This is a genomic window from Pseudomonas sp. MC6 (genome assembly GCF_054790575.1).
The window spans coordinates 2,336,573-2,349,244 of the sequence record NZ_CP186504.1 but is presented as its reverse complement, the minus strand read 5'-3'; the positions used below and the strand labels follow the sequence as shown (position 1 = coordinate 2,349,244).

The 12,672-nt window shown below is 60.1% G+C and carries 11 protein-coding genes; 8 read left to right on the top strand and 3 right to left on the bottom strand.

The genetic code is table 11. The annotated features are described in order from the left end of the window. Positions 1-160 precede the first annotated feature (160 nt). The 8 genes from ACOYXE_RS10395 (at position 161) to ACOYXE_RS10360 (ending at position 6,943) form a co-directional block, all read left to right on the top strand. Positions 161-1,483: an MFS transporter gene (locus tag ACOYXE_RS10395; protein ID WP_038368111.1), complete on the top strand. Its 1,323-nt coding sequence runs from the start codon at positions 161-163 to the stop codon at positions 1,481-1,483. Positions 1,484-1,628: 145 nt separating this feature from the next. Continuing rightward, positions 1,629-2,621, top strand: a complete 993-nt coding sequence (araD1, locus tag ACOYXE_RS10390) for an AraD1 family protein (RefSeq protein ID WP_460929058.1) — start codon at positions 1,629-1,631, stop codon at positions 2,619-2,621. Between the two features lie 9 nt (positions 2,622-2,630). After that, a complete protein-coding gene (locus ACOYXE_RS10385; RefSeq protein WP_460929056.1) occupies positions 2,631-4,211 on the top strand; it encodes an aldehyde dehydrogenase (NADP(+)) in 1,581 nt (526 codons plus the stop codon). Positions 4,212-4,367: 156 nt separating this feature from the next. Continuing rightward, positions 4,368-4,679, top strand: a complete 312-nt coding sequence (locus ACOYXE_RS10380) for a DUF5629 family protein (RefSeq protein WP_160057438.1) — start codon at positions 4,368-4,370, stop codon at positions 4,677-4,679. After that, entirely contained in the window at positions 4,666-5,841 is a 1,176-nt protein-coding gene (locus ACOYXE_RS10375; RefSeq protein WP_460929054.1) for a lactonase family protein, read from the top strand. The genes ACOYXE_RS10380 and ACOYXE_RS10375 overlap by 14 nt, the downstream gene beginning before the upstream one ends. A gap of 156 nt (positions 5,842-5,997) precedes the next feature. Next, positions 5,998-6,177 carry a hypothetical protein gene (locus ACOYXE_RS10370; RefSeq protein WP_026000548.1) on the top strand — a complete coding sequence of 60 codons (180 nt, stop codon included), beginning with the start codon at positions 5,998-6,000 and terminating at the stop codon, positions 6,175-6,177. Positions 6,178-6,476: 299 nt separating this feature from the next. Continuing rightward, complete coding sequence (locus ACOYXE_RS10365; RefSeq protein ID WP_160057440.1) at positions 6,477-6,689, top strand: hypothetical protein; 213 nt, start codon at positions 6,477-6,479, stop codon at positions 6,687-6,689. Then, positions 6,686-6,943 (top strand): hypothetical protein, encoded by a 258-nt coding sequence (locus ACOYXE_RS10360; RefSeq protein WP_160057441.1) that lies wholly within the window; start codon positions 6,686-6,688, stop codon positions 6,941-6,943. The genes ACOYXE_RS10365 and ACOYXE_RS10360 overlap by 4 nt, the downstream gene beginning before the upstream one ends. A 95-nt stretch (positions 6,944-7,038) precedes the next feature. Here ACOYXE_RS10360 and ACOYXE_RS10355 read toward each other — a convergent pair whose 3' ends face one another. Genes ACOYXE_RS10355 through ACOYXE_RS10345 form a run of 3 tightly spaced genes read right to left on the bottom strand, consistent with a single transcriptional unit; the run spans position 7,039 to position 12,502 of the window. Next, positions 7,039-7,623, bottom strand: coding sequence for a glutathione S-transferase (locus ACOYXE_RS10355; protein WP_405124039.1), 585 nt, complete (start codon positions 7,621-7,623; stop codon positions 7,039-7,041). Continuing rightward, positions 7,620-11,261 carry an SbcC/MukB-like Walker B domain-containing protein gene (locus ACOYXE_RS10350; protein WP_460929051.1) on the bottom strand — a complete coding sequence of 1,214 codons (3,642 nt, stop codon included), beginning with the start codon at positions 11,259-11,261 and terminating at the stop codon, positions 7,620-7,622. Before ACOYXE_RS10350 ends, ACOYXE_RS10355 begins: the two co-directional genes overlap by 4 nt. After that, positions 11,258-12,502, bottom strand: coding sequence for an exonuclease SbcCD subunit D C-terminal domain-containing protein (locus tag ACOYXE_RS10345; protein WP_160057444.1), 1,245 nt, complete (start codon positions 12,500-12,502; stop codon positions 11,258-11,260). Before ACOYXE_RS10345 ends, ACOYXE_RS10350 begins: the two co-directional genes overlap by 4 nt. Positions 12,503-12,672 lie beyond the last annotated feature (170 nt).

The window sequence follows — 12,672 nt, the reverse complement described above, 5'->3', positions numbered from 1 at the left end:
CAGCTACGGCTTAATCTAAGCGCAAAATCCTAGGTTTGGAAGTGTTGTTGGTGAATTAGTATTACTATATAGTCGTTTTCGACGGAGGGATGGCCCTGACGGTTTTCCGTGAGAGGCGTCCCCCGAGGTTCTATAAAAACAACAATCGGAGACCGATCTCATGAGCCAGGAACTGCGGCTGATACGGCGCATCACGCTGAAACTGATTCCCTTCCTGATCCTGCTGTACCTGATCGCCTATGTGGATCGCTCCGCCGTCGGCTTCGCCAAGCTGCACATGGGCGCCGACATCGGTATCGGCGACGCGGCCTACGGCCTCGGCGCCGGGCTGTTCTTTATTGGTTATTTCCTCCTCGAAATCCCTAGCAATCTGATGCTTGAACGCTTCGGCGCACGGCGTTGGTTCGCGCGAATCATGATTACCTGGGGCGCGATCACCATCGGCATGGCCTTCGTTCAGGGCCCGCACAGTTTCTACGTGATGCGCTTTCTGCTCGGCGCGGCCGAGGCGGGGTTCTTTCCGGGCGTTCTCTACTACATCACCCAATGGTTCCCGGTACGCCATCGCGGCAAGATCCTTGGCCTGTTCATCCTTTCCCAGCCGATCGCGATGATGATCACCGGCCCGGTGTCCGGCGGTTTGCTCGGCATGGATGGCGTTCTGGGTCTGCACGGCTGGCAGTGGCTGTTTATCGTCATTGGCACCCCGGCGATCCTGCTGACCTGGCCGGTGTTGCGCTGGTTGCCGGACGGCCCGCAGCAAGTGAAGTGGATGGATCAGGCAGAGAAAGACTGGCTGACCGGTGAGCTGAAAAAGGACCTGCAGGAGTACGGCCAGACCCGCCACGGCAACCCGTTGCATGCGCTGAAAGACAAACGCGTTTTGCTCTTGGCGCTGTTCTATCTGCCGGTGACGTTGAGCATTTATGGCCTCGGTCTATGGTTGCCGACGCTGATCAAACAGTTTGGCGGCAGCGATCTGGTCACCGGTTTCGTCTCGTCGGTGCCGTACATCTTCGGGATTATCGGTTTGTTGATCGTGCCGCGCAGTTCCGATCGTTTAAATGATCGTTACGGACATCTGGCTGTTCTGTATGTGCTGGGTGCGATTGGCTTGTTCCTCAGTGCCTGGCTGTCGTTGCCGGTAGCGCAGTTGGCGGCGCTGTGTCTGGTGGCGTTTGCGCTGTTTTCCTGCACGGCGGTGTTCTGGACCTTGCCGGGACGGTTCTTTGCCGGCGCGAGTGCGGCGGCGGGGATTGCGTTGATCAATTCGGTGGGGAATCTGGGTGGGTACATCGGGCCGTTTGTGATTGGCGCGTTGAAGGAATACACCGGCAATTTGGCGTCCGGCCTGTATTTCCTGTCGGGCGTGATGGTGTTCGGTTTGATCCTGACGGGCGTGGTTTACCGCGTGCTGGAACGCAAACACGTCCTGCCGGTTGACCAATTTGCCGCCAGCGCCCGTGGCGCAACCCGCACCTGACAGACCCACACCGGTCCCCTGTAGGAGTGAGCCTGCTCGCGATAGCGGTCTATCAGTTGACAACTTTTTGGCTGACACACCGCTATCGCGAGCAGGCTCACTCCTACAAGGATCTGCGGTGTTTCGAATAACACAGGAGAAAAACATGCATCTGGTTCAATTCGAATTAAGCAACGGCGAGCGCCGCGTCGGCGTGGTCGACAACGCTCTGGTGCGCGAAGTGCAGGATGCGCGCAGCGTGCGCGATCTGGCGCTGGCCGCCATCGAGGCCGGCCACTCCCTTGAGCAGCAAGTGCAAAACCTCGGCCTCGGCATCAGCCACGACTACGCCGAACTACTGTCGCAACTGCGCATTCTGCCGCCACTCGACCATCCGGACCCGGCACATATGCTGGTCAGCGGTACCGGCCTGACCCACCTGGGCAGCGCCTCGGCGCGGGACAAAATGCACCAGCAGGCCGGCGACGAAGCGGCGATGACCGACACCATGCGCATTTTCAAATGGGGCGTGGAGGGCGGCAAACCGGCGGCGGGGCAGGCCGGTGTGCAACCGGAATGGTTCTACAAGGGCGATGGCAGCATCGTCGTGCGTCCGGGCCAACCTTTCCCGGTGCCGCCGTTCGCCGAGGATGCCGGTGAAGAACCGGAGATGGCCGGCCTCTATGTGATCGGTCACGACGGTAAGCCTTATCGTCTCGGTTTCGCGGTGGGCAACGAGTTCTCCGACCACGTCATGGAGCGCAAGAATTACCTGTACCTCGCGCACTCGAAATTGCGCAGTTGCAGTTATGGCCCGGAACTTCGCACCGGTGAATTGCCTCAACACCTTGCCGGCACCAGTCGAATTCTGCGTGACGGCGAAGTGCTCTGGCAGAACGAGTTTCTCAGCGGCGAGGCGAACATGTGCCACAGCCTCGCCAACCTCGAATACCACCACTTCAAATACCGTCAGTTCTTGCGTCCGGGCGACGTGCACATTCACTTCTTCGGCACCGCGACGCTGTCGTTCGCCGATGGCATCCGCACGCAACCGGGCGACCTGTTCGAAATCAGCCAGGCCGAATTCGGCGCACCGCTGGTCAACGGCATCGTGCCGATCGCAGGCGCTTTTGCGCCGGACAGCATCGGCACCCTTTAAGGAGATCCCATGAATCAGATTCTCGGTCACAACTACTTCGGCGGTCAGCGCAGCGCCGCTGGCACCGTCAAACTGCAATCGGTCGACGCCACGACGGGCGAACAGCTACCGCACGACTTTATCCAGGCCACGGCTGAAGAAGTCGACGCCGCCGCTAAAGCCGCCGCTGCCGCGTATCCTGCTTATCGCAGCCTCAGCGCCGAACGCCGCGCGCAATTTCTTGATGCGATCGCCGATGAACTGGATGCGCTCGGTGATGATTTCGTCGCTGTGGTCTGCCGCGAAACCGCGTTGCCGGCCGGACGCATTCAAGGCGAGCGCGGACGCACCAGCGGGCAGATGCGCCTGTTCGCCAAGGTTCTGCGTCGAGGTGATTTTTATGGTGCGCGAATCGATTTACCGCTGCCGGGTCGCCAACCGCTGCCACGTCCGGATCTGCGCCAGTACCGCATCGGCCTCGGCCCTGTCGCGGTGTTCGGCGCAAGCAACTTTCCACTGGCATTTTCCACCGCTGGCGGCGACACCGCGTCGGCGCTGGCCGCCGGTTGCCCGGTGGTGTTCAAGGCCCATAGCGGTCACATGGCCACGGCTGAACTGGTCGCCGATGCACTGATCCGTGCCGCCGAAAAAACCTCGATGCCGGCCGGCGTATTCAACATGATCTACGGCGGTGGCGTCGGCGAATGGCTGGTCAAGCATCCGGCGATCCAGGCGGTCGGTTTCACCGGTTCGCTCAAGGGCGGACGCGCACTGTGCGACATGGCCGCGGCACGCCCGCAACCGATCCCAGTGTTTGCCGAAATGTCGAGCATCAACCCGGTGATCGTCCTGCCGCAGGCCCTTGCCGAGCGTTCGGAAACGGTTGCCCGCGACCTGACCGCTTCGGTGGTGCAGGGCTGCGGTCAGTTCTGTACCAATCCGGGACTGGTCATTGGCATCCGCTCGCCAGAGTTCAGCGCGTTCGTACAGCAAGTCGCCGGTCTGATCGGTGATCAGCCAGCGCAAACCATGCTCAACGCCGGCACCCTCGGCAGCTACGGCAAAGGTTTGCAGAAGCTGTTGGCACATCCGGGCATTGAACATCTGGCCGGCAATCCGCAGCAGGGCAATCAAGCGCAGCCGCAGTTGTTCAAGGCCGATGCCAGCCTGTTGATCGATGGCGATGAAGTGCTGCAGGAAGAAGTGTTCGGCCCGACCACGGTGATTGTCGAAGTGGCGGATCAGGCGCAACTCAGTGCGGCATTGCATGGCCTGCACGGGCAGCTCACTGCGACTATTATTGGTGAGCTGGCGGACTTCGAGCGCTTCGCAGAACTGACACCGCTGCTGGAACAGAAGGTCGGGCGGATCCTGCTCAACGGTTATCCGACCGGTGTCGAGGTGTGCGATTCGATGGTCCACGGCGGCCCATACCCGGCAACGTCCGATGCGCGCGGCACCTCCGTCGGTACCCTGGCTATCGATCGCTTCCTGCGCCCGGTATGCTTCCAGAACTACCCGGACAGCTTGCTGCCGGAGCCGCTGAAAAACGCCAACCCGCTGCGCATCCAGCGCCTGGTCGACGGCAAGCCTAGCCGCGAAGCCCTCTGACACGGTACCCCTGTAGGAGCTGCCGAAGGCTGCGATCTTTTGTTCTTGATCTTAAAAACAAAATCAAAAGATCGCAGCCTTCGGCAGCTCCTACAGGGGGGAGTGGAGCGCCATGAGCTATCATTGGCCCTTTCCCCCCTAGAAAGACTGTTTGCCATGACTGCCCAAACCCTTCTCGACGTCCTCGAACACTCCGATATGGTCGAAATCGACGGCCTGCACGCCTTCGAATTTTTCCTTGATGAAGACGACAACCTGCACATCGAATGCATCGACGGCCGAGCGGTCAAGTATTGGGAATTCACCCCGGCTCAGGTTGCAGCGGCAACGTTTGATGACTCCCTGCAAAGCTGGCTGATCGTCGGTTATTTCAATGAAACCAAAGCGATCGGCGAACACCGCCTGGTTTGTCATGGCGATGTAGTCAGCAGCAGCGATGACGAGGAAGAATCTGATGAAAATGCGTAAATTCTGGCCGCTGCTGATGGCCGGCAGCGTCGGCGCCATGGGCCTGTCCACGGCCTCTGCAGAAAGCTTCCAGTTGCTGGTCGGTTCCTATACCGCCAACACCAGCCAAGGCCTCTATCGAATGAACTTCGACAGTGCCACCGGCCAGATCGCTGCCAAACCGCTGCAAGTGGTCAAAAGCGAAAATCCGTCATGGCTGACGCTGTCCAAAGACCAGCGCAGGCTTTACGTGGTCAACGAAAACGGTCCTGGCCAGAAAGACCCGGTCGGTCGCGTCAGCAGCTATTCGATCGATCCGAAAACCCACGCCCTGACCCTGATCAATCAAGTGCAGAGCCTGGGCAACGAACCCACCCATTCAAGCCTCAGCGGTGATGCCAGCCACTTGTTCGTCAGCAACTATTCGGTGATGGAAGATCCGGGTGGAACGCTGGCGGTATTGCCGGTCGGTGCCGACGGCAAGCTCAAACCCGTCGTGCAGATGAGCGCGCACCCGGCGAGTCGGATCAATCCTGAGCGCCAGGCCTCCAACCACGTGCACTCGACGGTTTCTTCGCCTGACGGCCGCTACGTGTTTTCCAACGATCTGGGCGCGGACAAGGTCTTCGTCTACCTGTTCGATCCGAAGGCCAACCCGGACTTGCCGCTGACCCCGGCGATGACCGCTGCAGTGCCCTTGCCGGCCGGCAGCGGCCCGCGTCATCTGCTGTTCAGCGCTGACGGCAAACACGCCTGGCTGACCATGGAAATGAGCGCGCAAGTCGCGGTGTTCGATTACCACGATGGCGTGCTGACCCAGACGCAACTGGTCGATCTGGCCGCTGGTCAGCCAACGTCGGATAAAGCCGGCGCGGCGCTGCATGCCTCGGCCGATGGCAAGTTCCTCTACGTCAGCAACCGCGGTACCGCCAACCAACTGATGGTGTTCGCGATCGATCCGGCTACCGGTCAGCTCAAAGAGTTGCAAAAGCGTTCGGTGGACGGCGATCACCCGCGCGAGTTCAGCCTCGACCCGAGTGGCAAATTCCTGCTGATCGCCAACCAGAAAAGCAACGAAATCGTCGTCGTCGAGCGCGATGGCAAGACCGGTCTGCTCGGAAAAACCGTGCAGAAACTGCCGATGGACGCCCCCAGCGACCTCAAGTTCATAGTGCGACAATAAGCCACAGGCCCCGGTTTTCGGGGCCTGTCTCTTTGTATTAATCGCGCTGATATCCGGTAATGCTACAAAGCATTTCAAGCGATCAACCCTCGAGCGTTAAGTTTGCTTCACAGCCCAATCGGGCAAACAAGCCAACCGCACACGAGGGTTACCGCCATGAACTTCAATCTCTTCTCCGTAATTGCCGCTTCCGCCATCTCTGCCACCGTGGTACTGCCAGCCGGTGCCAACGTTGAAATCGCCAGCAAAAAATCCCACACCCAGAGCTACACCCAGAAATACCTGCAACAAAGCGCCAACTTCTACGCCGCCCTGGATCACAAAGCCCAACACTGAAAGTCTGCAGACAACTCCCTTGTAGGAGCTGCCGAAGGCTGCGATCTTTTGATCTTGTTTGATCGTTCCCACGCAGAGCGTGGGAACGATCGGCAAAAGCAAAATCAAAAGATCGCAGCCTTCGGCAGCTCCTACACGTGTGAGTGTGTTTTTCGCAAACCGATAGGTTTCTTCAAACACGCAAATAGACTGGCTAAATAATCAACGAAGCTGATGTTTACTATGGAAAACCCTGAGTGGTTGCCACGGCTTTTTTGATCGATTCTGTGGACATCGAAACATGCCCACGGGAGAACACCATGGCCAGCGCAATCATTCATTCAGCCAAACGCGGCGCCTATCTGGCCATCGGTCTTTACCTGGCCGTAGTGTTGGTCGTCAGCATCGCCTCACAGATGGAACACAGCTTCGAAGCGCCGATTCAAGTCGCCCACCCCGGCGTCCAGTTCGAAGTCCGCTCGCAAAGCGTGATGGTCGACCGGGCCGAACTCGCGGGAGTCGGCGGAGCATGAAAGGCTACAGACTTTGGGTAGTCGCCGGTTTGGCGTTTTTCACCAACGGCGCTTCATTATTGGGTATCGGTCAAGGCTCGGTGGGGGCATTGGCCCGGGCCATAGAGGCTAATCACACGATCGCGCACAACATCGAACGGGCGAATACCTTAGGGCTGATGGCAGGCAATCCGCCGGTAAAGGTTTCGGCGGATTTTCTCGGGCCTTTCGAAGTCGATTGCATGGCACTCGGCATGTGCCATGCGCTGGCTTGACCTCTGTAGGAGCTGCCGAAGGCTGCGATCTTTTGATCTTGTTTTTAAAAGATCAGAATCAAAAGATCGCAGCCTCCGGCAGCTCCTACAGTGAGTTACTTCTTCATGATCGAAGTGAAGAGCTCGGATTCGAGGAAGCGCTGCAACCAGGCCTGTAAGCGAACATAAGGCGTCTGTGCAAACCACTCGCGATCCACATGGGCAAACTGCCGAACGAAGGGCAGCAGGGCGATATCTGCCAGGCTCGGATGGTCGGCCAGAAGATAATCGCGATCGTTGAGCAGCGCTTCCAGCCGCTGCAAATACACCGCGCCTTCAGCCCGATAAACCTCCATTGGCTGCTCGGGATAACGCTCGGCATACTTGTAGCGATTCAACTGCACCTTGAACCCCTGATCATTCGCCTCGATCAATTCAGCAATCCGCGAGTCGCCATCAAGCAACCAACCCTGCGGATCATTCTGCGCCAACGCCCAGCGCATGATCTCCAGGCTCTCATCAATCACCCGCCCACCCGCATCCAGCACCGGCACCGTACCCTTGGGCGAGATCGCCAGCATCTCGGCCGGTTTGGCCTTGAGGCTGACTTCAACGATCTCCACGGGCACACCCGAATAGCGCAGCGCCATTCGCGCGCGCATCGCGTACGGGCAGCGGCGGAAGGAGTACAGCGTGTTCATTTCACCTCCAGTGTGCTCAAACCATTGCCCTGACGCTGCACCTGAATCTGCACCGGAATCCGCTCGTGCATTTCCTGCACATGGGAAATCACTGCCACTTTGCGGCCCTGCGCTTGCAAGCCATCGAGCGCATCCATGGCCAGTTGCAGCGACTCCGGATCAAGGCTGCCAAAGCCTTCATCGATAAACAGCGATTCGATTTTCAGCGTGCTCGACGCCATCGATGCCAGGCCCAGCGCCAAGGCCAGCGACACCAGGAACGTCTCGCCGCCAGACAACGAATGCACCGAGCGCAGTTCATCGCCCATTTCGGTGTCCATCACCAGCAGGCCGAGCATGCTGCCGCCGCGTTTCAAGCGATAGCGTTTGACCAGTTGGCGCAGTTGCACGTTGGCGTGATGCACCAGCAAGTCGAGGTTGTAAGCCTGGGCGATCTTGCGGAAGGTGTCGCCGGTGGCCGAGCCGATCAAGGCACTGAGTCGCGCCCAGCGTTGATACTCGGCATATGCCGAGGCAATCTGCTGCGCCAGTGCCTGATTGGCGTTCTGCCGGCGCTGGTCTTCGACCTGTTCGGCGCGCAATTCGGCGCACTGCTGTTCGCTGACGGTGAACTGGTTTTGCAGGTCCGCGAGGGCGCTGGCCAGTTGTTCGGCATCCAGATTGCCGTTGTGCTGCGCCTGATGATCGAGCAGACGCTGGTCACGCTCCTGCAACAACACCTTGGCCTGTTCGATGGCTTTTTCGTTGTGCTGCAAGCGCTGGCGCAGCTCGGCGACCTGCCCGTCGTCGACCCGCAACAGGTCTTCGAGGCCGCCGTCATCCAGTTCAGGATGGCGAGCGCGCCAGTCGGCAATCTTGCTGGCCAGATCCTGGTCTTCGCTTTGCAGCGCCTGCAAACGTTCCTGCTGCGCCTTGAGTTCGGCGGCGATCTGCACGAGTTGCGTGCGCACGTTCTGCAGTTCCTGCGCGGTACCGGTTTCGGCATTGCGCGCCTGCTCAACCGCTTGCTCAAGCTGCTGCTGCCAGTGTTCGGCGCTGCTGTGCTCGCCGAGCAACTGTGCAAGTTTTTGCTGGCAGGCTTGCTGTTGCTCAGTGAGCGCGGCGAATTGCTGTTCGGCGCTGAGCAACTGCTGTGCGCGGGTCTGCTGGCGATCCTGCTCCTTCTCTAGCGTCTGCTGACGTTGTTGCTGTTCGGTCTGCTCCTCCTTCTGCTGATCGACCTGCGCCAGGCGCTCGGCAATCTGCCGGTCGAGCTGCATGAAGGTCGCCGCCGGTTCCTGGCGCAAGGCCTCAAGGGTGTCGGCCGGCAGTAGACTGCCGAACGCAGTGAGTTCTTCGTCGAGGCGCTGACGGTCGCTGCTCAGCTCGCGCTGCTGATTGCTCAGGTGCTGCGCCGCTTGTTGATGCGTAGTTTCGGCCTGACGCAATTGCTGGGTCAGACGCGCGGCATCCTGTTGCAGGGTGAGCAGGGCGCTCTGGCGTTGTTCGTCCTGAGTGATGCTCTGGTTCAGTTGCTCGTTTTGCCGGGCGAGCCAGCCATCGCGCTTGTCGGCGTCCTGATTGAACAACTGCGCGGACAGCGGATGCGCGTCGAGGCTGGGCGCCAACGCTTGTTGCTGAGTGGCCAGTTGTTCCTGCTGTTGCAGTAATTCTTTTTGCTGAGCTATCACGCCACCGACTTCGGCGCGCAGTTCGATGAGTTTTTCCTTGAGCTGATCGACTACTTGCTGAGCGTTGGCCTGTTCGCTTTCGTCGTGGCGGCCGAGGCTTTGCAACAGCGCTTCGGGCTGATGATACGGATGCTCGTTGCTGCCGCAGACCGGACACGGCTGATCATCCTGCAACTGCGCGCGCAACTCTTCGACGCTGGCACTGCGCGCCAGCCGCTGACGTTCGAGCAGCTCGCGAGTGACGTTGAGGGTTTGCTCGGCAACGGTCAGCTCGGCCTTGGTTTTTATGCCGTCCTGAGTCAGCCGCTCGCGTTCCAGCTGGGCGCTGAGCTGGCGTTGTTGCAGTTCGCTGCTGCGCTTGTCGAGATCTTGCTGCGTGGCCCACAGACGCGACAGGTCTTCGAAGGCGCGCAGTTGTTTGCGGTTGTCCTGCAACAGCGTGCTGAGGAGGCCGATCTGTTCGGCGACGGCATCAGGTTCGGCGCCGGCCTCCTTGAATAGCATTTCCAGTTGCTGCTTTTGCGTGGTCAGCTCTGCGGCGCTGCGAGTGGCGTTTTCTTCGAGGCTCGCCAGTTCCGCCTGACCCTTGTTCAAGCGATTGCCGATCAACATCAACTGTTGCAGGCGATCGCGGTAGGCATTCCACGCATCACTCAGCGGTGCCAGATGGGTACTTTGCTCCAGCTCAGCGGCGATGCGTTGTAGGCGTTCGGCGACTTGGGTCTGTTTATCCAGCAAGGCTTGAATGGCATTCTGGCCCTCGGTGCAAGCCTGCTGCGCATTGAGCTTGGCTTCGGTACTTTGCGCGACATCCTTGGCCAGACGGGCGAGGGTGCTTTGCTCATCAAAGGCCTGACGCAACAGCGGCGCGTTTTCACTTTGCCGTTGCTGCGCTTCGCTCAGGGCAACTTTCGCCGCTTCCAGAGTTTGCTCCAGTTGCGTCTGGCGCTCAGTCAGTTCGGCATGTTGCCGGGTGTGCGCGGCAATTTGCGCGGCCAGTGGCGTCAGCAGGGCATCGAGTTCGCTTTTGCGGGCGAACTGGTGTCGCTGCGGGCCGAGTTGCTCCAGTCGCGTCAGTTTCACCCGCTCGCCGGCCAGACTGTCCGATTGCTGCTGTGCGCTGTGCAATTGCTCGGTGGCGGCTTGCTGCGCGTCCTGCAACACACGCAAATCCTTGAGCCAGCTGTGTTGTTGCTCAAGTTGTTTGAGCTGCGCCTGCTGCAACTTCATTTGCTGTTGTGCAGCATTGAAACGCTCATCCAGCTCGGCCCGGGCTTCAGGTGCCAACGGGGTCACGCCGGTGGCCTGATCCTGCAACAGCTTGTGCGCTTCGCGGGCCTCTTTGGTCTTGTCGAAGGCGCGGCGGCCGAGGCGGGTGTACAGCGCGGTGTCGGTGAGCTTTTCCAGCAGCTCGCTGCGGTCGTTGTCGTCAGCCTTGAGGAATGCGCTGAACTCGCTCTGGGCCAGCAGCACGGCGCGGGTGAACTGTTCGAAGTTCAGGCCGAGCGCAGCTTCCAGTTGAGTTTTGTATTCGCCTTTTTGGCTGGCGAGCAGTTGATCCTGATCGATGTCGCGCAGGCTCTGACGGCTGGCCTGCAGCTTGCCGCCGGCCTTCTCGCGGGCGCGGTTGGCCTCCCAGCGCGCACGATAACGACGGCCATCGACACCGACGAAATCCACTTCGGCATAACCTTCGCCGGTACCGCGACGCAGCAGAGTGCGCGGGTCGCCGGTGGCGATTTCACCGTCGGCATCCGGGACTTTGGCGTCACGTCCGGTGTTGTTCAGACGCGGCACAGCGCCAAACAACGCCAGGCACAACGCGTCGAGCAGGGTGCTTTTACCGGCGCCGGTCGGGCCGGTGATCGCGAACAAACCGGCGCTGGCCAATGGTTCAGCGGTGAAATCGATTTCGAACGGGCCGGCCAGCGAGGCCAGGTTCTTCAAGCGAATGGCGAGAATCTTCATGGCTGCTCGCCCTCCAGTTGTACGTCCTGCAGCAATTCGGCAAAGTCCTTCAGCGTCTGCTCATCGACCTCGTTGCCGTAGTTGTCGAGCCAGGCGCGGCTGAACAGTTCTTGCGGAGTAAGTTGGTCGAGTTCGATCAGTGCGGCGCCGTCTTCGGTACCGTCAGCTCCACGATTGCCGGCGTATTCGGCGGCGATGCGCACCAGGCGCACGGCTTTGCCTTGCAGGGCGCTTTCGACTTGATGGCGCAAATCCGGCTGCGGCTCGTCGAGGGTTACCCGTACTTCCAGCCACGGTTGACGCTGGGTTTCGGCGAGCAGGTCGATGTTCGGCAGATCGGCCAGTTGCAGCAGAATCTCGGCCAGCGGTGCCGGGCCGATGCGTTGCAGATTGACCGAGCGCGGGATCAGTTTCGGCTCGACGCTGACCAGGGTTTCACCGTCGAGAATGACGTCGAGGATCTGGTGCTGATAGCCAATCTCCGAAAACGACAACGGAATCGGCGAGCCGCTATAACGAATGCGTTCTTCACCGTTGACCTTCTGCGGCTTGTGCAAATGGCCGAGGGCGACATAGCTGATGCTCGGCCCGAACAGGCTGGCGGGCAGGGCTTCGGCGTTGCCGATGATCAGGCTGCGCTCGGAGTCTTCCGACACCGAACCGCCGGCCATGTGCGCGTGGCTGATGGCGATCAGCGCCTGACCGGGTTTGCGCTTGGCGTTGGCCGCTTCGATCAGCCATTCATGCACCTGACCGATGCCGCGCAGATAGTTGTCGCCCAGATGCGCGCCAGTCACCTCCGCCGGACGCAGGAACGGCAGCGCCAGACACCACGCAGCAATTTCGCCTTGGGCATTGGGCAACGGCAGCAGCAGACGCTCGGCATCGAGTTGACCGTCATCCAGCCACAGCACCCGACCCAGCGCATGGGTGCGCAAACGGCGCATCAGCGGCGCGGGCAGTTCGATCCGCGAGCCGGAATCGTGGTTGCCGGCAATCATCACGATGGTCAGCAACGGCTGCTGTTCGTGGGCGCTGACGATGAAATCGTAGAGGCGTTCCTGGGCTTTGACCGGCGGATTGACCGTGTCGAAGATGTCCCCGGCAATCAGCAGCACATCCGGCTGCGCCAGTTGCAGTTGGCGCAGCAGCCATTCGAGGAAGCACGCATGCTCGAAATCGCGCTCCTGGCCGTGCAGGTTTTGCCCAAGGTGCCAGTCGGAGGTGTGGAACAGACGCAAGGTGGACTCCGCAACAATTAAAGAGGTGATGGCCGCGAAGAAATGAAGGGCGGCGAAAGAGGGGAGAGTTTACAGATTATTGCGCCAGTAGGGCTTGTCGGGTCAGGGTACGGCAGGGCATGTCGATGAATCCCTTCATTGACGCCCAAACAGCAGCTATCTAGTATCTG